General features: G+C 62.8%; 20 protein-coding genes. 12 read left to right on the top strand and 8 right to left on the bottom strand.

The window, feature by feature from the left end:
* The first annotated feature begins 64 nt into the window (after positions 1–64).
* Complete coding sequence (locus RWK44_RS13760) at positions 65–2,590, top strand: heavy metal translocating P-type ATPase (protein WP_131662450.1); 2,526 nt, start codon at positions 65–67, stop codon at positions 2,588–2,590.
* Positions 2,591–2,599: 9 nt separating this feature from the next.
* Positions 2,600–2,989 (top strand): Cu(I)-responsive transcriptional regulator, encoded by a 390-nt coding sequence (cueR, locus tag RWK44_RS13755; RefSeq protein ID WP_020052886.1) that lies wholly within the window; start codon positions 2,600–2,602, stop codon positions 2,987–2,989.
* Between the two features lie 41 nt (positions 2,990–3,030).
* Here cueR and RWK44_RS13750 read toward each other — a convergent pair whose 3' ends face one another.
* Entirely contained in the window at positions 3,031–3,339 is a 309-nt protein-coding gene (locus RWK44_RS13750; protein ID WP_131662451.1) for a hypothetical protein, read from the bottom strand.
* 175 nt (positions 3,340–3,514) lie between these two features.
* Here RWK44_RS13750 and RWK44_RS13745 point away from each other — a divergent pair, with 175 nt between their 5' ends.
* The 3 genes from RWK44_RS13745 to RWK44_RS13735 are packed head-to-tail and all read left to right on the top strand — an operon-like array spanning position 3,515 to position 5,539.
* A complete protein-coding gene (locus RWK44_RS13745; protein WP_020052884.1) occupies positions 3,515–4,054 on the top strand; it encodes a sigma-70 family RNA polymerase sigma factor in 540 nt (179 codons plus the stop codon).
* Entirely contained in the window at positions 4,041–4,808 is a 768-nt protein-coding gene (locus RWK44_RS13740) for an anti-sigma factor family protein (protein WP_222415519.1), read from the top strand. Before RWK44_RS13745 ends, RWK44_RS13740 begins: the two co-directional genes overlap by 14 nt.
* Before the next feature lie 20 nt (positions 4,809–4,828).
* Positions 4,829–5,539: a Bax inhibitor-1/YccA family protein gene (locus RWK44_RS13735; protein WP_316028950.1), complete on the top strand. Its 711-nt coding sequence runs from the start codon at positions 4,829–4,831 to the stop codon at positions 5,537–5,539.
* A 119-nt stretch (positions 5,540–5,658) separates the two neighbouring features.
* Here the strand turns inward: RWK44_RS13735 and RWK44_RS13730 are convergent, their stop codons facing one another.
* The 5 genes from RWK44_RS13730 to repA all read right to left on the bottom strand — a co-directional run bounded on the left by RWK44_RS13730 (position 5,659) and on the right by repA (position 10,521).
* A complete protein-coding gene (locus RWK44_RS13730) occupies positions 5,659–6,783 on the bottom strand; it encodes an RHE_PE00001 family protein (RefSeq protein ID WP_316028949.1) in 1,125 nt (374 codons plus the stop codon).
* A 19-nt stretch (positions 6,784–6,802) separates the two neighbouring features.
* Positions 6,803–6,967 carry a hypothetical protein gene (locus RWK44_RS13725; protein ID WP_316028948.1) on the bottom strand — a complete coding sequence of 55 codons (165 nt, stop codon included), beginning with the start codon at positions 6,965–6,967 and terminating at the stop codon, positions 6,803–6,805.
* The gene (gene repC / locus RWK44_RS13720; RefSeq protein WP_316028947.1) at positions 6,964–8,178 is read right to left on the bottom strand and encodes a plasmid replication protein RepC; all 1,215 of its coding nucleotides are present in this window, start codon (positions 8,176–8,178) and stop codon (positions 6,964–6,966) included. The genes RWK44_RS13725 and repC overlap by 4 nt, the downstream gene beginning before the upstream one ends.
* Positions 8,179–8,332: 154 nt before the next feature.
* On the bottom strand, positions 8,333–9,328 hold the full coding sequence (gene repB, locus RWK44_RS13715; protein WP_316028946.1) for a plasmid partitioning protein RepB: 996 nt from the start codon (positions 9,326–9,328) through the stop codon (positions 8,333–8,335).
* On the bottom strand, positions 9,325–10,521 hold the full coding sequence (gene repA / locus RWK44_RS13710) for a plasmid partitioning protein RepA (protein ID WP_316028945.1): 1,197 nt from the start codon (positions 10,519–10,521) through the stop codon (positions 9,325–9,327). Before repA ends, repB begins: the two co-directional genes overlap by 4 nt.
* A 203-nt stretch (positions 10,522–10,724) precedes the next feature.
* Between repA and cobF the strand changes: the two genes are divergently transcribed.
* The 5 genes from cobF to RWK44_RS13685 all read left to right on the top strand — a co-directional run bounded on the left by cobF (position 10,725) and on the right by RWK44_RS13685 (position 15,069).
* Positions 10,725–11,489, top strand: coding sequence for a precorrin-6A synthase (deacetylating) (gene cobF / locus RWK44_RS13705; RefSeq protein WP_316028944.1), 765 nt, complete (start codon positions 10,725–10,727; stop codon positions 11,487–11,489).
* A gap of 73 nt (positions 11,490–11,562) precedes the next feature.
* Complete coding sequence (gene cobG, locus RWK44_RS13700) at positions 11,563–12,945, top strand: precorrin-3B synthase (RefSeq protein ID WP_316028943.1); 1,383 nt, start codon at positions 11,563–11,565, stop codon at positions 12,943–12,945.
* A 2-nt stretch (positions 12,946–12,947) separates the two neighbouring features.
* The gene (locus RWK44_RS13695) at positions 12,948–13,580 is read left to right on the top strand and encodes a precorrin-8X methylmutase (RefSeq protein ID WP_316028942.1); all 633 of its coding nucleotides are present in this window, start codon (positions 12,948–12,950) and stop codon (positions 13,578–13,580) included.
* Positions 13,577–14,308 (top strand): precorrin-2 C(20)-methyltransferase, encoded by a 732-nt coding sequence (locus RWK44_RS13690; protein ID WP_131661582.1) that lies wholly within the window; start codon positions 13,577–13,579, stop codon positions 14,306–14,308. Before RWK44_RS13695 ends, RWK44_RS13690 begins: the two co-directional genes overlap by 4 nt.
* Positions 14,305–15,069, top strand: coding sequence for a precorrin-3B C(17)-methyltransferase (locus RWK44_RS13685; protein ID WP_316028941.1), 765 nt, complete (start codon positions 14,305–14,307; stop codon positions 15,067–15,069). Before RWK44_RS13690 ends, RWK44_RS13685 begins: the two co-directional genes overlap by 4 nt.
* On the opposite strand, the gene RWK44_RS13680 is transcribed toward RWK44_RS13685, so the two are convergent.
* The gene (locus RWK44_RS13680) at positions 15,033–15,803 is read right to left on the bottom strand and encodes a cobalt-precorrin-6A reductase (protein ID WP_316028940.1); all 771 of its coding nucleotides are present in this window, start codon (positions 15,801–15,803) and stop codon (positions 15,033–15,035) included. The genes RWK44_RS13685 and RWK44_RS13680 overlap by 37 nt on opposite strands.
* Between RWK44_RS13680 and cbiE the strand changes: the two genes are divergently transcribed.
* Positions 15,802–17,034 carry a precorrin-6y C5,15-methyltransferase (decarboxylating) subunit CbiE gene (cbiE, locus tag RWK44_RS13675; RefSeq protein ID WP_221951118.1) on the top strand — a complete coding sequence of 411 codons (1,233 nt, stop codon included), beginning with the start codon at positions 15,802–15,804 and terminating at the stop codon, positions 17,032–17,034. The two genes, RWK44_RS13680 and cbiE, sit on opposite strands and share 2 nt — an antisense overlap.
* Positions 17,035–17,038: 4 nt before the next feature.
* The gene (gene cobM / locus RWK44_RS13670; RefSeq protein WP_316028939.1) at positions 17,039–17,797 is read left to right on the top strand and encodes a precorrin-4 C(11)-methyltransferase; all 759 of its coding nucleotides are present in this window, start codon (positions 17,039–17,041) and stop codon (positions 17,795–17,797) included.
* A 21-nt stretch (positions 17,798–17,818) separates the two neighbouring features.
* Here the strand turns inward: cobM and RWK44_RS13665 are convergent, their stop codons facing one another.
* The gene (locus RWK44_RS13665) at positions 17,819–18,631 is read right to left on the bottom strand and encodes a TIM barrel protein (protein ID WP_316028938.1); all 813 of its coding nucleotides are present in this window, start codon (positions 18,629–18,631) and stop codon (positions 17,819–17,821) included.
* Positions 18,632–18,648: the final 17 nt, after the last annotated feature.

Here is an 18,648-nt window from a genome sequence, read left to right as displayed (position 1 = left end):
ACCTTCCAGTCGCTGGAAGGTTGATAAACCTATCCAAGTGCCGCTCCGGGCACCGGAGATAGTCATGGATATCAAGCACGAACACGATCACCATCACAGTCACGCCGATGGCGACGATCATTGCCATTGCGGCCATGAACAGGAGAAGGCTGTAAGCGCCATGATCCGTGATCCTGTCTGCGGCATGACCGTCGATCCGCAGGCCGGCAGACCCTCGCTCTACCATGACGGCCGCATTTATCATTTCTGCTCCGAGGGCTGCCGGACGAAATTTGCGGCTGCGCCGCAGGATTACCTGAGCGCGAAGGACCCCGTCTGCGGCATGACCGTCGATCGCTCGACGGCGAAACACTTCCTCAAGCACGAAGGTAAGAAATTCTATTTCTGCTCGGCCGCCTGCCAAGCGAAGTTCGAAGCCGACCCCGCGGCCTATCGCGACGGCAGCCGACCAGCGACAAAACCGGCACCCAAGGGTACGCTTTATACCTGCCCGATGCATCCTGAAGTCGTCAGCGATCGTCCCGGCGACTGCCCGAAATGCGGCATGGCGTTAGAGCCGATGGGCATTCCGCCTGCTGACGAAGGCCCAAACCCGGAACTCGTCGATTTCGTCAGGCGGCTCTGGATCAGCGCCATTCTCGCCATACCGCTGCTGGCGCTCAGCATGGGACCGATGTTCGGCCTGCCGCTCCGGGACGCGATCGGCGAGCCGCAGGCGACATTCATCGAATTGCTGCTGGCAACGCCGGTGGTGCTCTGGGCGGCCCTGCCCTTTTTCCGCCGCGCATGGGCGTCCCTCGTCAACCGCAGCCCGAACATGTGGACACTGATCGGTCTCGGCGTCGGCACCGCCTATCTCTACAGCGTCGTCGCCACGCTTGTACCCGGCATCTTCCCGATGAGCTTCCATGGCCATGGCGCGGCCGTGCCAGTCTATTTCGAGGCGGCAGCCGTTATCGTCGCGCTGGTCTTTGTCGGCCAGGTGCTGGAATTGAAAGCGCGTGAACGCACCGGCTCGGCAATCCGCGCTTTGCTCGATCTTGCGCCGAAGACTGCGCGGCGCATCGATGCCGAGGGCAGCGAAAACGACGTGCCGGTGGACGATATCCAGCCTGGTGATCGCCTCCGCGTGCGCCCCGGCGAGCGGGTGCCGGTGGATGGCTCCGTCCTCGAAGGCCAGTCCACCGTCGATGAATCGATGATGTCGGGCGAACCGCTGCCCGTAGAGAAATCAAAGGGCGATAGCCTGACCGGCGGCACGATCAACAAGAACGGCAGCCTCGTCATGGCCGCCGAGAAGGTCGGCGCAGACACGGTGCTGTCGCGTATCGTCGACATGGTCGCCAAGGCGCAACGCTCGCGGGCTCCGATCCAGGGTGCGGTCGACCGGGTCTCGGCCGTCTTCGTGCCGGCGGTGGTTGCCGTCGCCATCCTTGCCTTCATCGTCTGGGCCGCGATCGGCCCGGAGCCGAGCATGGCCAATGGGCTGCTTGCCGCCGTTGCCGTTCTCATCATCGCCTGCCCCTGTGCACTTGGCCTTGCAACGCCGATGTCGATCATGATCGCGACCGGGCGCGGCGCACGGGAAGGCGTGCTGATCAAGGACGCCGAAGCGCTGGAGCGTTTTTCCAAGGTCGACACGCTGATCGTCGACAAGACCGGCACGCTGACCGAAGGCAAGCCGAAGCTTACCGATATCGTCGCCTTCGGCGGGATCGGGGAAAACAGGCTGTTGTCGCTGGCGGCAAGCCTGGAGCGCGGCTCCGAACATCCGCTGGCCGAAGCAATCGTTTCCGGCGCCGAGGAGCGCGGTGTCCTCTTCGTGGAAGTCACCGGCTTCGAGGCAAAGACCGGCAAGGGCGTTCAGGGTCTTGCGGGCGGTACAACAGTGGCGCTCGGCAATGCGGCGATGCTCGCCGATCTCGGCATTGATCCGGCCGCACTTGCCGAGAAGACCGAAGCCCTGCGCGGCGACGGCAAGACGGTGATGTTCGTGGTGTTCGACGGAGCGCTTGCCGGCCTTGTCGCCGTTGCAGACAGGATCAAGCCGACGACAGCAGCCGCCATTAAGGCGCTGCACGACAGCGGTCTGAAGATCATCATGGCGACGGGCGACAACGAGCGCACGGCACGCGCGGTGGCAAAAAGCCTCGGCATCGACGAGGTGCGCGCCGATGTCCTTCCGGAAGGCAAGAAGGCGCTGATCGACGAGTTGCGTGCCAAGGGCGCCATCATCGCCATGGCCGGCGACGGCGTCAACGACGCGCCGGCGCTTGCCGCCGCCGATGTCGGCATTGCCATGGGTACCGGCGCTGACGTCGCGATGGAAAGCGCCGGCATCACATTGGTAAAGGGCGATTTGAACGGCATCGTCAGGGCGCGGCGGCTGGCGGAGGCGACGATGCAAAACATCCGCCAGAATCTCGGCTTCGCCTTCGGCTATAATGCGCTCGGCGTGCCGGTTGCGGCCGGCATGCTCTATCCGATCTTCGGGTTGCTGCTCTCGCCGATGATCGCGGCGGCGGCAATGAGCCTGTCGTCCGTCTCGGTGATATCAAATGCGCTGAGACTGCGCTTTGCAAAACTATAGGAGACGGCGATGAATATCGGCGAAGCATCGGACCGGTCCGGCCTGCCTTCGAAGACTATCCGCTACTACGAGGATATCGGTCTCATCCGCCCCGAAAGGGGCGGAAACGGCTATCGCGACTATGCCGCAACCGACATCCACAAACTGCGCTTCCTGCAGCGCTCGCGCGGGCTCGGCTTTTCCGTCGAGGAATGCAGGCAATTGCTGGCGCTCTACGAGGACAAGGACCGGGCGAGCGCCGACGTCAAGGATATTGCTGAGACCAAGCTTGCCGAGATCGACCGCAAGATCCGCGAACTGACGGAACTGCGTCGCACGCTGGAACATCTCGTGCATGCCTGTCACGGCAACGACAGGCCGGACTGTCCGATCCTCGAAGAGCTTTCGGACGGCAGCTGATCATTTCAGGAGAGCAGGCGCCGCGTTTCAGATGATCTGCATCAGGAAAGCTGGGGCATGTTCTGGTTGGCCGCCTGTGAGGATTGAGGTTGCTCGTCAGGCCCCTCGTCTTCGCTGTCGTCCAGTACGCCGTCATCCAGCCGATGCTTGATCGCGAGCGCATAGATCACGTCGAGAATATTGCGGTCCCTGAGATGAGGATCAGTCAGGGCGAGAAGCGAGGCCCGGACGATCTTCCTGCTGGTGGCCTTCGGACAACGCGCCTTGACGAAATCGTAGAGCGCCTGATCGGTCAGCCCTTCCATGGCGCCGTCTACGAGAGCTTCGTAGACTCGCTTCTTTTCCTTCATTCTTGATTTTCCCCCTCAAATCAGCGGCGTTATGATCTGTCATGTAATTGTCATAAACAATCGCGGATTTAAGGCGCCCGAGGGATATTTGAGATGATCCGGCGACGGTTTCGGCCCCGCATGATTTTTTACGCCCGCCGGGAATAAAATCCGCCGCATTTCCGTATACTCAATCATGGAACGCAAAGACCGCCCCTTCGATGTCATCGGACAGCTCGCAGCGCTGCGGCGCTACGCTCGCTCGCTGGTGCGCAATTCGGACGAGGCGGAGGATCTGGTGCATGATGCGCTGGTGCGCGCCTTCGAAAAGCGGAAAAGCTTCCGCAGCGGCGGCAACCTGCGCACCTGGCTGCTCTCTATCCTGCACAATGCCCATATCGATCGTCTTCGCCAGAACCGGTCGCTGACGCGCCGTCACGACGAGGCGGCTGTCGAAGCCGAGCAGTCGCTGCCGGCCGGCCAGGAGCATGCCGTGCGCCTGCAGCAGGTTCGCGACGCCTTCTTCGATCTGCCGGAGGAACAGCGCGAGGCGCTGCATCTCGTCGCGATCGAAGACCTTTCCTACCAGGAAGCCGCCCAGGCGCTTGGCATTCCTGTGGGCACGCTGATGTCGCGCATTTCCCGCGCCCGCGCTCAACTGCGCGAATTCGAGGAGAAGACGCCGCGGGTTTCGCATCTGAGAATAATCGGAGGGAACGGCAATGAAAGCAGTTGATCCGATCATCGATGCCGATCTCGACGCCTATGTGGATGGCGAGCTCGACGTCGCCCGTCGCATCCAGGTAGAATCCTATCTCTCCGAGAACCCGGCGATTGCCGCCAAGGTCATGGCCGACCTCAGCATGAAGGGCGAACTGCGTCTGGCGCTTGCCGGCGAAAGTGCCTTCGGCCGGCCCGAGACCCGCGATGCCGCCCGCCGGCTGGAACGTGGCCTCTCCTATGGCCGCATCTTCCATTCCATGCAGCGCATTGCCGCTGTCGGTATTCTGGTCGCCGCCGGCTGGGTGGCGCACAATTCCTTCGGTGCCTTCTCGGCGACCGAGGTGGTGGCATCCGTTCCGGCACCTGCCTATGTCGAGGATGCCGTCCGCGCCTATCAGACCGCGGCACTTCGCCAATCGATGCCTCCGCAGACGCCGACCACCTATAGCGCCGACGATATCCGCGCCGCCACCGCGATCGTGATGCCTGAGCTGCCTAGGGATTGGAAGGTCGCCGACGTGCAGATCTTCCCGTCCGAATTCGGCCCCAGCGTCGAGATGGCGATCGAGCAATCAGATGGAAAGAAACTGTCGCTTTTCGCCGTCCGTCCGGGCGCCTTCGAGGTCAAGCCGGTCAGTCATCTCACGCTGGAAAAAGCAGAAGCCGCCTATTGGCAGATCGGCGAGGTCGCCTATGCGCTGATCGCCGACGATAGCGGTCTTAATCTCGACCAGGCGGCCGAACGGCTCGCCCGCTCGCTCTATTAATTCAAACCGAGGAGATCAGCATGAACCCGATCAATCCCCGCTACGGCGCCGTCGCCGGCTCCCAAGCCCTCTTCGACGAAGGCCTGCGCCAGCATATGCTGCGCGTCTACAACTATATGGCTCTCGGCCTCGTCATCACAGGCCTCGTCGCCTTTGTCGTCGGCTCGACGCCGGCACTTTACGTACCAATCTTCGGCTCGCCGCTGAAGTGGGTGGTGATGCTTGCCCCGCTCGCCTTCGTCTTCTTCTTCTCGTTCAAGATCCAGACGATGTCGGCCAGCACCGCTCAGATCACCTTCTGGGCCTTCTGCGCCGTGATGGGCCTGTCGCTCGCTTCCGTCTTCCTGGTCTTCACCGGGGCGAGCATCGCGCGGACCTTCTTCATCACCGCGACGATGTTCGGCGCCACCAGCCTCTACGGCTATGCGACGAAGCGTGATCTCTCGCGCATGGGCTCGTTCCTGATGATGGGCCTCTTCGGCGTCATCATCGCCGCTGTCGTCAACATCTTCCTGGGTTCGAGCGCGCTGCAGTTTGCGATCTCCGTGATCGGCATCGCCGTCTTCGTCGGCCTCACCGCCTACGACACGCAGAACATCAAGGAACAGTATTCGGAAAACTACGATCAGGAATCGAACCAGAAGCTCGCCGTCTTCGGTGCGCTCTCGCTCTACCTGAACTTCGTCAACATCTTCCAGCTTCTGCTCAACTTCACCGGCGAGCGGGAATAGGACTGCGCTTCTGGGGGCAATGGAAGCGCAAGAGCGCCTGGTCTGCAGTCTGTGACAGGATGGCGGACTGGGTGCTCACCTAAAGGAAACGGCCGGGCCAACGCCCGGCCGTTTCGGTTTCAGATGATGCCCCAGGCGCGATAGCGGCCGCGGCCGGTGATTTCACGAATGCCGATCTCGTTGACGAGGTTCAGCGCGCCGCGCGGCGTGATGCGCAGATGACGGGCGATCATCGCCGCCGAGACCATTGGCCGCGACAGGATGAAATCGGCAAGCTCCGGCAGGCTGCTGTTGGAACGGCGGCCGCGGAAGCGCAGCTCCATCTGCGTGCGTGCTAACGACAGGCGGTCGATTTCCTTGAGGCCGGCCACGGCACCCAGATGCATCGCCTCCAGAAAGGCTTGCAGCCGTGTGATGCGATCGCGCGCCCGACGACGCTCATGGCGCACCAGCTTCAGCCCGCCGTAAAAAGAAAAGAGATGCGAGGCGACCTTGCCGCGGGCGCGCAGATGGCTTGCGACCAGAAGACCGCCGAGCCAGTGCTGCCGCCGCAATGGCTCGATTCTTTCCCAGGCTTCGAAGAGGATGATGGCGCCGAGCACCGGCGGCCAGCTATCGGCCAATGGCTGGACGCTTCGCCACTCCGCAAGCCGCTGTTCCTCGTCCCACTCGTCGTCACCGAGCAAGCCGAGAGGATCTTCGTTGCGCCTTGCCGGGGTAAGGGCAGCCGTCTCGCTTGCCGGCGTTTTCCCCGTATGGATATCGAGCAGCTTTTGCGAGCGGGCAAGAAGCGCATCGATCTCCGCCATTTCCGCAGCAAGCGGCCCGGCCTCATCCTCGCCCTCTTCGTCGGTCTCGGCCGGAACTGCGGGGCTCTGCGCTTTCCCCTCCCCTTCCCCGCCGGTCGCAGTCAGCGTCGCAAGGCCCGAGCCGCCGAGTGCCCAGGAGGGTTCGCCGGTCCAGATGCGCCGACGTGCCCGCAGCACGGAATGGGCGATCGTCAGTTCGTGGGTGGGAGCGCGGCTATCCATATGCGCATCATGCAAAACGAGATCCTCGACATGCACCAGTTCGCCCGCCACCCAGAGCGCGCCGGCGGCGTCGAAGAAATGGCTGCGTTCGGCAAATCCCTGGCCGACCGGCGAGCGCAACACTCGCTCGTCCAGCCGCGCCACCGCATCCTCCGCCGCGGCAAGCGCTGGAAGCAGGGTTTGAAGCATCGTGCCGTCAATATCGTAGCGCATTGTTAAGCTTTACGGTTTTTCACAAATGGAAGCAAAACGCGTGTTTTCTTCCGCCATGTATGACATGGTTAACAGCGTTTTTCAACAAAACTGCGGAAAGGAAAGCCGTTAAGATGGCTGATCGACCGGCCGCATATGCTTCTACCCGTCGCAGCTGGCGCGAAACTTTTTCATAGCCGCTCATCCGGTTTTCCTCGCCGCCGGACCGTTTGCCCGCATCAGCGCCATCAGCATCGGTCCGAGCGAAAACTCGCCGCGCTCCGCCCGCCGCGTCAGGTCGCGCAGGTAGCCGCCGGCCGAGTTGATATGTCCGCCCCTTTCCAGAATGCAGGCGATCACCGTGGCCGCATTTTCCGGCCCCATGACATCGCAGGCCAGTTGATAGGCGCTGGGGCTGACGCCAAGAGTGGAACGGACGATGACGGCCGCGGCCATCAGATCGCGCCAGCTGCCAATGCCGCCGCCCGGTCCGTAAGCGATGATCTCCGGGCAGGCTTGCAGCACCATGGCAAGGGGGAAGGATTTCGGCGGCTCCCGCCACGGCTGCGGTTCTTCCTCCGGCTTTGCGCCCTGCTTCGGTTCGAAGCCTGGTTCAAGTTCAGATATAGGGTTTGGGTTTGAATTATGTATGTGCCGACCGCTTTGGTTATCATTGGCGTCTGTTTTTTCTGTTTTCGACTTCGATTCCAGCGTCTTGACGATCAACTCCCGGAAAGCTTCGAGATCGGCCAGCAGCCTTTCCATCTCGGCAGCCGACGGGCGGCGCGGCAGGCTGGCGGAAAGCAGATTGAAATGCTTCTGCATGTCGATCCATTCGCCGGCAATTTCCTCCTCCAGCGCGATCTCGATGAGCTTGGTGATGTCACGCCGGCAAAGTGTCAGGCGCTCCCTCAGGCGCTTCCATTCGAGCTTGGCGGCCATGACCTGAGCCGCCTGCGCCTCGATCTCGCGCGAGCGCACCAGGAGCGGCGCCAGGCTGAAGCCAAAGGCCTCACCAAGCCCGCCCTCGCCGTTGCGGCGGGCAAAACGTTTCCCGTTCGGGCTATCCCGCCGGATGATCAGGCCGGCATCCACCAGCATCGCCAGGTTCCGCCGCAGCGTCGTGCCGGCCATACCATGCGTGCGCAGCGACAGCTGCTCGTTCGACGGGAAGACGACGAAACCGTTGGCCTCGGCAATCTCGTTCTTCGGGTAGAAGGTCAACAGCGCGTTGAGAACAGCCAGGGCACGGTCCGATACGCCGACCATGTCCTTTGCTTCGCAGAGCGCACGAAATATTTTCCACTTGTCGACCGATGCGTCCGGATCGACCTTGCTGGCGCTTTCCTGGCTTGCCAGCATGCCAAGCGTCATCGATCGCCGCCCAAAGGGCGTCGATACATATTGAGGCTCCATGTCCCTCACCTTTTTTCAAGGCAAAAGAAACCTACCACCCAAAAGGATGCCGAAGACGCTTGACAGTGATTCGAGGAAGTGCGATTCTCAGATTGTCCAGATATGAGAAAGGCTTCCGCGGCGGCAACGTTCGGAGGCTTTTTTCTTTTGCGGCCTACTCTCCTGCTTGCAATCTGCCGGCCCGATAGGCTTCGTAAAGCTCATCGAGACGGCGTGAAATGTAAGCGCCGAAATCCGGCGCATCGCCGGTCTTCAACGCGATCGTGAAGGAATTGCCGGCGCTCTTGATTCGGCCGGCAATCTTGCCGCCGCTCTTCGGCTTCCAGTCATATTCCGTGGTTTCCGGCTTTGCCTCTTTCTTGGCGAGCTCGGCAACCAAAAGCTCGAAACGGCGGTCGCTCTCTTCCGCCATGAAACTTCCCGAGCCAATGAGTTTAGCAAGCCGGGCGGCCGTCATCCCATTCCAGTCCTGCGCAAGCGCCATCCAACGGCGCCGCCCGATGCCGGGTGCGGCTCCGACCGACCTGACGATCTCGGCGGGAATGGCTTTTGCGACGGATATCAGCTTCGATAGCTCCGTCTTATCCGTCGACAGCGCTTTCATGATGACCGGACGCTCAAAACCCTTGAGCTCGAGATTGAGGGCAAAGACCGCGCGCTCGATATAAGAAAGGTTCCGACGCGCCGAATTCTCGATGCCCTGCGCGATGACGACGTCGGTATCGTCAAGCTTACGGACGATCGCCTGCACCTTGAGCCCAAGCAGCTTGATCGCCTGCAGACGGCGATGGCCGTAGGCGATCTGGTAGCGGTCCTCATCATCGGGATGGCGGCGAACGAGGATCGGCACTTCCTGGCCGTTCTCAGCAATCGACTGCACCAGCTCATCTTCCATATCGAGCGGCTGGTCGGCAAGGCGGTCGCGGACGAAGGAGGAATCGATCAGATCGGGATCGAGCTCGACGATGCGTTCACCGGAGAGCAAGGCCTCCTGCATCGCCCTACTCTCTTCCTCCATGCGGCCAAGGGTCAGCGCCATCGTCCGAACCGGCCCGGCCGATCCGCGCGAAGATGGTTCCTCGTAGTTGGCCGCGGCCAACTCCTGCGCCGTATCGTCGAAAAGACCTTTCAGGCGATCGCGTCTGCTCATGCTCGACCCCAGGCTTTGTGAATACCGGCGAGAACCTCACTATTGGCGGCATTGACCGATTCCAGCGCCCGGTCATAGGTCGAGCGGCGCACCTGCCCCTTCTCGATCTCGTAGAGCGTCTGCTTGGTCAGGCCGACATCGGCAATCGCCGTCGATTTGAGAATGGTCGCCGTCAATACGTCGTCACTGAAGAGGCCGCGCAACAGCGCGACGATCTGCGACTGCGGCGCATCGAAGGGTTCGTGACGCGTGACGACATATTTGATGAAATCATGCTGCAGGTCGCCGCCGGCCTTGCGTACGACGGAAAGCAGATCCGACGTCATCAGCAGGAACTGCGACATGGACGCGACGTCGACCATCTGCGGATGAATGGTGATGAGCAGCGATGTTGCTGCGCAGACAGCGCCAAGCGTCAGGTAACCGAGCTGCGGCGGGCAGTCGATCACCACGATGTCGTAATCGGCCTCGACCTCGGCAATGGCGATGCCTACGCGGCGGAAGAACAGCTCGCCAGGTCGCTGCCGGTCGTTCAGCGCCCGTGGCGTCTCATGCTCGAACTCCATCAGTTCTAGATTGCCCGGCACGAGATCCAGCCCGTCGAAATAGGTCTTGCGAACGATCTCCTTCAGCGGCTTGCGGCCCGCATCGTAACGAATTGCGCCATAGAGCGTATCGCCTTCGGAAAGATCGAATTCGGGCTGAACGCCGAGCATGGAAGAGAGCGAGGCCTGCGGATCGAGATCGATCGCAAGCACCCGGTAACCCGCCAGCGCCAGATACTGCGCCAGATAGAGCGTCGTCGTTGTTTTGGCCGAGCCGCCTTTGAAATTGGTGACGGCAACCGTCTGCAGCTTTTCGCCAGGGCGACGCCACGGCTGATAGGAAAGCGCGTCCTTCGGCTTGAGCCTGGCCATATACTGGCGCAATTCGTTGATCTGGCCGAGCGTGTAGGAACGCCGGCCATTCTGGGCAAGATCCGGCTGAGGTCCCTTGCCATCCAGTGAAAGCTGGCGAAGATAGCCGTCCGACACGCCGATCATCTGGGCGGCCTCGCCGGAAGAGAATGTTCGTAGCGTCTTTTGCGAGAGCGGCGGAAACAGCTTGTCGCGGAGGAGCTTCAGTTGCCGCGAAAGCTGGTTCGCATGCCGCTCGATCCGTACATCTGTCGTCGATACGCTAATGTTGTCCAAAACACCCAATCCTTTTCGATGCGCTTTTCTGTCAACTTAGCGTCAAAAAGCGTATCGAAAGTGACACGATTCGGGATTTGCAGCAACAACAGGGCTTAGATGCCACCCACAGGCCCGGTTGGCCGCGGCCAACTCCCTATTCGGCCCTTGCGACGAGCGGGCTTTTTCGGCAAGACCGCCAGGACTCAACGGGGAGTATCCGCTTGAAGCATATCCATATCATCGGCATCGGCACGGGCAACCCGGAGCACCTGACCATACAGGCGATCAACGCAATGAACGCGGTCGACGTGGTCTTCCTGCCGGTCAAGATCGCCGGAAAGGAAGAACTCGCCGAAATCCGGCGGGATATCTGCCAACGCTATATCACACGGCCGGCCGGCAGGATTTCCGAATTCGCGGTGCCGCAAAGGCAGACGGCAGACAAGACCTATGGGCAGAGCGTCGACGCCTGGCACGGTGAGATTGCCCGCATCTATGGAGAGCTGATCTCCGGTCTCCCGGATGATGGCAGCGGCGCCTTTCTCGTCTGGGGTGATCCCAGTCTCTACGACAGCACGATCCGCATCATCGAACGCGTGCGCCAGGAAGGCAGCCTGGATTTCGATTACAGCGTCATTCCCGGCATCACCAGCATCCAAGCCTTGGCGGCCAGCCACAGAGTCCCGGTCAACCTCGTCGGCAAACCGATCGAAATCACCACAGGGCGCCGGCTGGCGCGGGACGGGCTTCAGACCGACAGCACCGTCGTCATGCTTGACGGCGAACAGGCTTTTGCGAAGATCGACGATCCCGATGCCGAGATCTTCTGGGGCGCCTATCTCGGTACCAAGGATGAGATCGTCAGATCAGGACGACTTGGCGATATCGCCACCGACATTCTGAGGCTCAGGGCCGAGGCCAGGCAGCGGCACGGCTGGATCATGGACATCTATCTCCTGCGCAAGGGACGGGATTTCGACGAATAGCCGGTCTGAAGCCTTTCCAGCATGCTTTGCCGGGCCGGCTGCGATCATGTAAGAAGTGGCCAGAGGATCGAGAATGAGCATTAAGGCCGCAAAGGCGAGCGACAGGACAGGCGAGGCGGATCTGCACGGTCGCCCGGCGGTGACGATGCGTAGACGCGGCGCCTGCCCCGCCCTTGCCGCACCCATGGCGACCGGCGACGGTTTTCTGGTCCGGCTGCGGCCGGCCGGCAGCGCGTTGACGCTGTCGCAATTCGCAAGCCTTGCTCGCTCAGCCGCGGCCCATGGAAACGGTATTCTCGAAATCACTGCCCGCGGCAATCTGCAGATCCGCGGCCTTCGGGCTGAGACCGTCGGACAGCTCGTGGCCGATATCGATGTCGCCGGGATCACCGTGCCGGACGGGCCGGCGATCGAGACATCGCCGCTGCACGGCATCGACCCGGAAGAGATAAGCAATCCGGCGGCAATGGAAATGGCATTGCGCAGTACGCTCCACGGTCTGCTTGCCTCGCCGCGGCTCGCGCCGAAGCTCTCGCTTATCGTCGACGGCGGTGGAGCCTTCGGCTTATCGGCACTGTCGGCCGATATCCGTATCGTCGCGCAATCCGGCGCAGATTGGCTGGTCGCGATCAATGGCGACGGTGAAGCCGCAATGCCGGTCGCGATCGGTTCTGCGGAGGCGGCGATATCGGCGGTCGGCGAAATTCTGAGCCTGTTGGCGACCCTCGGGCAGGGCAGGCGGGCAAGGGATATCGATCCGGCGCTTCTGCGGACGCGTTTTCCGGCAATGGATGGCATTCGATCCATTCCGCCCCGCGCGGCAGGGATGCCGCTTGCCGGCTCGCACAGGCTTGAGGACGGCAAAACCATACTCGGCGTCCGGCCTGAATTCGGGCAGATCAGGGCGTCCGATCTGGTCGCTTTGCTCGATCTCGCAAAGGCCCGTGGCGCTACAGCCATCCGGCTTGCGCCCGGTCGCGGTTTTTTCGTCATCGGGCTCTCCGCCGATACAGTGCCGGCTATGCAGGTGGCCGCCGCCGGACTTGGCTTCAGCACCCAGCCCGGCGAGAATACCGAGCATATTGCCGCCTGTGCCGGCGCCGGCGCCTGCGGCTCCGCTTTCTACGAGACCCGAACTCTGGCGCGCCGCCTCATTGCCGTAGCACCTGCCCTTTTCGACGGTTCGCTGACACTGCATCTGTCCGGCTGTCCTAAGGGCTGCGCTCATGCGCGGCCGGCACTGACCCTGACGGGCTCGGCGGAGGGTTATGGCCTCATTCTCAATGGGCTTGCTGCGGATCTGCCGGACGAACGGATCTCTGGCGGTCGGATCGATTTCGCTATAGAGAGGCTCGCCCGGACCATCGAAGACAACAAAGACGCTGGCGAATCGACCGCCGCCTGCCTTACACGGCTTGGCGCAACCGGCGTTTCGAAGGCGCTGCGACAGGAATAGGAATGCCAGACTACGATTATATCCGCAGCGGCGATGCGATCTACGAGCGTTCCTTTGCGATTATCCGTGCCGAGGCCGATCTTTCGCGCTTCACCGACGATCAAGCCGAAATCGCCGTGCGCATGATCCACGCGTGCGGGCTGGTCGAGGCGGCGGAGCATTTTGTCTTTTCCGCCGATTTCGTCAGCGCAGCGCGCGGCGCGCTGAAGGGTGGCGCACCGATCTTCTGCGATGCGGAGATGGTATCCCAGGGCGTGACCCGGGCGCGGCTACCGACGCAGAATGAGGTGATCTGCACGCTACGCGATCGCGCGACACCCGAGCTTGCACGCGAGACCGGCAATACGCGCTCGGCCGCCGCCATGCATCTCTGGCTCGATCGGCTCGGTGGAAGCGTTGTCGCGATCGGCAATGCACCGACAGCGCTCTTCCATCTGCTCGAACTCCTGCGCGACGGCGCCCCGAAACCCGCGGCGATCCTCGGCATGCCCGTGGGCTTCGTCGGCGCGGCGGAATCGAAGGATGCATTGGCGGGAAATTCCTACGGCGTACCATTTGCCATCGTCCGCGGCCGGCTCGGCGGCAGCGCCATGACGGCAGCCGCCATCAATGCATTGGCGAGGCCGGGCCTATGACGACAAGCGGCCGTCTCATCGGCGTCGGCACGGGTCCGGGCGATCCGGAGCTCCTTACCCTCAAAGCCGTGCGCGCCATCGAAGGCGCTGATGTGATCGCCTATTTCGCCAAGCAGGGCAGGGGCGGCAACGGCAAGGCGATCGTCGAGCCGCTGCTGAAAACCGGGGTGACGCTGCTGCCGCTCTATTATCCCGTGACGACCGAAATCGACAAGAACGACGAACGCTATCAGAGGCTCATCACCCAATTCTACGATCTGTCTGCCAAAGCTGTTGCCGGGCATCTCGATGCCGGGCTGAGCGTCGCCGTTCTCAGCGAAGGTGATCCGCTCTTCTACGGCTCCTATATGCACCTGCATGTCAGGCTTTCCCAACGCTACCCGACGGAAGTGATCCCGGGCATCAGCGCCATGTCGGGCTGCTGGTCGCTGGCGGGCATGCCGATCGTCCAGGGCGACGACGTGCTTACCGTACTGCCCGGTACGATGGCCGAGACCGAGCTGACGCGGCGACTTGCCGATACGCAAGCCGCCGTCATCATGAAGGTGGGCCGTAATCTGCCGAAGATCCGCCGGGCGCTGGCGGCCGCCGGCCGGCTTGCGGAAGCCGTCTATGTCGAACGCGGCACCATGGCGAATGCGGCGATGGAAAAGCTTGCCGACAGGACCGACGGCGATGCGCCGTATTTTTCGCTCGTGCTGGTGCCGGGCTGGGAGGGCAGCCGATGAGCGGCAGGCTTTACGTGATCGGCACCGGTCCCGGCAACCCCGAGCAGATGACGCCGGAGGCGCTGGCCGCCGTCGATGCGGCGACGGATTTCTTCGGCTACGGACCATATCTCGACAGGCTGGAGCTCCGCCACGATCAACTGCGGCATGCCTCGGACAATCGCGAGGAGCTCGACAGGGCAGGGGCAGCGCTCGCCATGGCAGCGGATGGCGCCAAGGTCTGCGTCGTCTCCGGCGGCGACCCCGGCGTCTTCGCCATGGCGGCCGCGGTTTGCGAGGCGATCGAGAACGGGCCGGCCGCCTGGCGCGCGGTCGATCTCATCATCCTGCCCGGCATCACGGCGATGCTGGCAGTGGCGGCAAGAGCAGGCGCTCCACTTGGCCATGATTTCTGCGCCATATCGCTGTCTGACAATCTAAAGCCCTGGAATATAATAGAAAACCGTCTTGCATTGGCGGCAAAGGCAGGTTTTGTCATCGCGCTTTATAATCCGATCAGCCGGGCGCGGCCCTGGCAGCTCGGCGAAGCCTTTAAGCTGTTGCGCGACCATCTGCCTGCAGCAACACCGGTTATTTTCGGGCGGGCGGCCGGGCGGCCGGACGAACGCATCGCCGTCCAGCAGCTGGCGCAGGCAGATGCGTCGATTGCCGATATGGCGACCTGCATCATCATCGGCTCCGCCGAGACACGCATCATCACACGACCAGGAAGACTGGACCTCGTCTATACACCGCGTTTCATGGCGGGGGGAAACAGGTGATCGATCACTGCCAGCGCCGCCTCGACAGTGTCGACCGCCTTGACGATCGGGGCCGACGCGCGCGCCACCATCATCACCTCGATGCCGAGCAGGCGGGCTGCCTCGATCTTCGCATAAGTGGCCGCACCGCCGCTGTTCTTGGCGACGATGACGTCGATGTCGTGCTGCCTCAGCAGATCGCGTTCACCTTCCAGCGTGAACGGACCCCGATCAAGGACATAGTCGACATTATCAAGCGCAACCTGCGGTTCGACGGGATCGACGCTGCGAACGAGGTAGTGATGTTGCGGTGCGGCTTCCGCATGATGGGCACCCTGCCGGCCCGTCGCCAGGAAGACATGGCGAGGGGAGGGGCCGAGCGCTTCGATGGCAGCCGGAATGCTCCGCACGTCCCGCCAGCGATCGCCGGCCACGCGTTGCCATTCGGGACGGCGCAGAGCGATCGCGGCAATGCCGGAGGTTTCGGCCGCAAAAGCGGCGTTGGCCGAAATGCGCTCGGCGAAGGGGTGCGTGGCGTCGATCAACAGGTCATATCCGCCGGCCTTCAGGAAATCGGCAAGTGCGGCAGCGCCGCCGAAACCACCGATACGAACCGGAACAGGCTGCGCGGCCGGTTTTTCGGTGCGGCCGGCAAGCGACAACAAAACATCGCAATCATCACGCGCCGCCAGCGCCTCGGCCAGCAGCCGCGCCTCGCTGGTGCCGCCGAGGATCAAGATGCGGGGTCTTACCATGTCTGATGTCTCTCCTGCTTCCGGCCAGCGCTGGCTGACTATTATCGGCATCGGCGAAGATGGTCCAGAAGGGCTGGGCGAGGAGGCAAAGAGGCTGATTGCGACCGCACCCGCCGTCTTCGGCGGCGCGCGGCACCACGCGCTTGCCGCGTCGCTGATCACAGGCGAAAGGTTTTCCTGGCAGAGCCCGTTCGAGCGCTCGGTCGAGGCTATCCTCGAAAGGCGCGGCACGCCTGTTGTCGTGCTTGCCTCTGGCGATCCCTTCCTCTATGGCGTCGGCGCAACGCTCTCCCGCTACGTGGCGGCGGACGAGATGCACACCATCCCCGCACCCTCGGCCTTCAGCCTTGCCGCCTCCCGCCTTGGCTGGCCGCTGCAGGACGTCGCGACGATTTCGCTGCATGGACGGCCGATCGATCTGATCCGGCCGCATCTGCACGCCGGACGGCGCATCATCGCGCTGACCTCGGACGAGAAGGGGCCCGGCGATCTGGCTGCCCTGCTGACTGCTGGCGGATTCGGTCAGTCAAGGCTTACCGTGCTTGAGGCGCTTGGCGGCGTTCGGGAACGGCAGAGAAGTGCCCCCGCGACGGATTTCAACCTGCTGGACATCGATCCGCTGAACGTCTGCGCACTCGATATCGCGGCAGGGGAGGGGGCTCGCATCCTGCCTTTTGCCGCGGGGCTCGAAGACGAGCTGTTCGAGCACGACGGACAGATCACCAAACGCGAAATCCGGGCGATGACGCTTTCGGCGCTCGCGCCGCGTCACGGCGAACTGCTCTGGGATATCGGCGCGGGCTCGGGCTCGATCGGCATCGAATGGATGCTGGTCGATCCCAGCCTGAAGGCAATCGCCGTCGAACAGTCGCCGGAACGGGCCGCACGTATCGCCCGCAACGCGTCCGCCTTCGGCGTGCCGCATCTCGCCGTCATTGAAGGTATGGCGCCCGATGCGCTGAATGGCCTGCCGGAGCCGGATGTGATCTTCCTCGGCGGCGGCGGTAGCGAGCCTGGTGTTATCGATGCTGCGATTGCCGCGCTGAAGCGGGGAGGGCGGCTCGTCGCCAATGCCGTGACGCTGGAAATGGAAGCGGTGCTGCTCGCCGAACATGGCAAACGCGGCGGCCTTCTCACGCGGATCGAAATATCGCGCGCCCAACCCGTCGGCGGCATGACCGGCTGGCGCCCGGCAATGCCGGTAACGCAGTGGCGCTGGACGAAAGGATGACGAGATGACGGTGCATTTCATCGGCGCGGGGCCAGGTGCTGCGGATCTGATCACGGTGCGTGGCCGCGATCTGATCACCCAATGCCCTATCTGCCTTTATGCCGGCTCGATCGTCTCGCCCGAACTGCTGCAATATTGTCCGCCGGGTGCGCGTATCGTCGATACGGCGCCGATGTCGCTCGACGAAATCGAGGCAGAATATCTTCGCGCCGCGGCCGCCGGCCAGGATGTCGCCCGGCTGCATTCCGGCGATCTCTCGGTCTGGAGTGCGGTCGCCGAGCAGGTGCGCCGGCTTCAAAAGCATGGCATAGACTATACGATGACGCCTGGTGTTCCAGCCTTTGCCGCTGCGGCCTCGGCGCTCGGCCGAGAGCTGACGATCCCGGCCGTGGCCCAAAGCCTGGTGCTCACCCGCGTATCCGGCCGCGCGTCACCGATGCCGAACGACGAGACCCTGGCGAAGTTCGGCGCGACGGGCGCCACGCTGGCGATCCATCTGGCAATCCACGCGCTGAAGCAAGTGGTCGAAGAGTTGACGCCGCTTTACGGCGTCGACTGCCCTGTCGCGATCGTCGCCAAGGCGTCCTGGCCGGACGAGCGCATCCTGCACGGCACGCTCGCCGATATCGAAGCAAAGGTTGCAGCCGAACCGATCGAACGCACAGCGATCATCTTCGTTGGCCCATCGCTGGCAGTGGAAGATTTCCGCGAAAGCTCGCTCTATGATCCGGCCTATCAGCGCCGGTTCAGAGGCAGAGAATAGCGTCAAGCGACCACGCGGCTTTTAGACCCGCGCTGTCAGATACTCCATGCTGGCGCGCAGCGCGCCGGCTGGATCCTTCAGCGCATGCACCTCCGCCGCAAAGGGCTCGAAGGAGAACGGGCCGGTATACCCCGCCTGCAGCAGCGCCCTGACCTGCCCGGCATCGTCGAGCAGGTCGTCGGCATTGACCAGAACACGGTGGGAATCGCGCATATCGGCAACGGAAACAGCCGGGTCGTCGACGCCGGAGATGTGTACGAGGCCGGTCAGATCAGGAAAGGTCGCGGCTTCGCCGGCAAGGTGATGGTGGAAGGTATCGTGGACGAGCCTGAAGGTCGACTTCGCGCTGAGTTCCTCGATCGCGTCGGCCGCCTCGGTCTTCGAGCGCAGCGAGCAGATCTCGAAACCGAGCGGCTCGACGAGACCGATTATGCCGGCTTCCTCCAGCATCGGCTTCAGCGCAATCAGAGACTGACGCAGATTGGCCTGCCGTTCGCCATCGGCGCAGCCGGTGCCGTCGTTTTTCGGAACGAGGACGAGCGCCTTGGCGCCCGACGCGCTGGCATAATCGATCAGCTCCTGCGCTTCCGCGGCTCTTGTCGCGTTCCACTCATTGAAGCGCTGCAGGGCGTTGATCGAGATGATCGTCACCCCATGGCGGGCGGCCGCTTGCCTGATCACCTCGGGTTTGGTGCCGTCAAGGATGGCATTGCCGGAAAGGTCGTTGCGGATCTCGACGGCATCGATGCCGAGCGATCTGGCCAGTGCGAAAAAATCGTCGATGGCAAGCGACGGTGCGGCCATATGGTTAAGCGCAAAGCGGATCGAAGTCATGACTGCTATCTCCTCCT

The organism is Rhizobium sp. 25PS6, assembly GCF_032464655.1.
Lineage (GTDB): Bacteria > Pseudomonadota > Alphaproteobacteria > Rhizobiales > Rhizobiaceae > Rhizobium > Rhizobium laguerreae.
This window is presented reverse-complemented; position numbering and strand designations above follow the sequence as displayed.

Excerpts from the sequence above, each read along its gene's own strand:
- RWK44_RS13690 (WP_131661582.1), top strand. The coding sequence starts at position 13,577 with ATGACGACAAGCGGCCGTCTCATCGGCGTCGGCACGGGTCCGGGCGAT.
- RWK44_RS13740 (WP_222415519.1), top strand. The coding sequence starts at position 4,041 with ATGAAAGCAGTTGATCCGATCATCGATGCCGATCTCGACGCCTATGTG.
- RWK44_RS13750 (WP_131662451.1), bottom strand. The coding sequence starts at position 3,339 with ATGAAGGAAAAGAAGCGAGTCTACGAAGCTCTCGTAGACGGCGCCATG.
- RWK44_RS13685 (WP_316028941.1), top strand. The coding sequence starts at position 14,305 with ATGAGCGGCAGGCTTTACGTGATCGGCACCGGTCCCGGCAACCCCGAG.
- RWK44_RS13735 (WP_316028950.1), top strand. The coding sequence starts at position 4,829 with ATGAACCCGATCAATCCCCGCTACGGCGCCGTCGCCGGCTCCCAAGCC.
- cobM (WP_316028939.1), top strand. The coding sequence starts at position 17,039 with ATGACGGTGCATTTCATCGGCGCGGGGCCAGGTGCTGCGGATCTGATC.
- RWK44_RS13745 (WP_020052884.1), top strand. The coding sequence starts at position 3,515 with ATGGAACGCAAAGACCGCCCCTTCGATGTCATCGGACAGCTCGCAGCG.
- RWK44_RS13730 (WP_316028949.1), bottom strand. The coding sequence starts at position 6,783 with ATGCGCTACGATATTGACGGCACGATGCTTCAAACCCTGCTTCCAGCG.
- RWK44_RS13665 (WP_316028938.1), bottom strand. The coding sequence starts at position 18,631 with ATGACTTCGATCCGCTTTGCGCTTAACCATATGGCCGCACCGTCGCTT.
- repB (WP_316028946.1), bottom strand. The coding sequence starts at position 9,328 with ATGAGCAGACGCGATCGCCTGAAAGGTCTTTTCGACGATACGGCGCAG.
- cueR (WP_020052886.1), top strand. The coding sequence starts at position 2,600 with ATGAATATCGGCGAAGCATCGGACCGGTCCGGCCTGCCTTCGAAGACT.
- cbiE (WP_221951118.1), top strand. The coding sequence starts at position 15,802 with ATGTCTGATGTCTCTCCTGCTTCCGGCCAGCGCTGGCTGACTATTATC.
- cobG (WP_316028943.1), top strand. The coding sequence starts at position 11,563 with ATGAGCATTAAGGCCGCAAAGGCGAGCGACAGGACAGGCGAGGCGGAT.
- repC (WP_316028947.1), bottom strand. The coding sequence starts at position 8,178 with ATGGAGCCTCAATATGTATCGACGCCCTTTGGGCGGCGATCGATGACG.
- RWK44_RS13680 (WP_316028940.1), bottom strand. The coding sequence starts at position 15,803 with ATGGTAAGACCCCGCATCTTGATCCTCGGCGGCACCAGCGAGGCGCGG.
- RWK44_RS13760 (WP_131662450.1), top strand. The coding sequence starts at position 65 with ATGGATATCAAGCACGAACACGATCACCATCACAGTCACGCCGATGGC.
- RWK44_RS13695 (WP_316028942.1), top strand. The coding sequence starts at position 12,948 with ATGCCAGACTACGATTATATCCGCAGCGGCGATGCGATCTACGAGCGT.
- RWK44_RS13725 (WP_316028948.1), bottom strand. The coding sequence starts at position 6,967 with ATGAGCGGCTATGAAAAAGTTTCGCGCCAGCTGCGACGGGTAGAAGCA.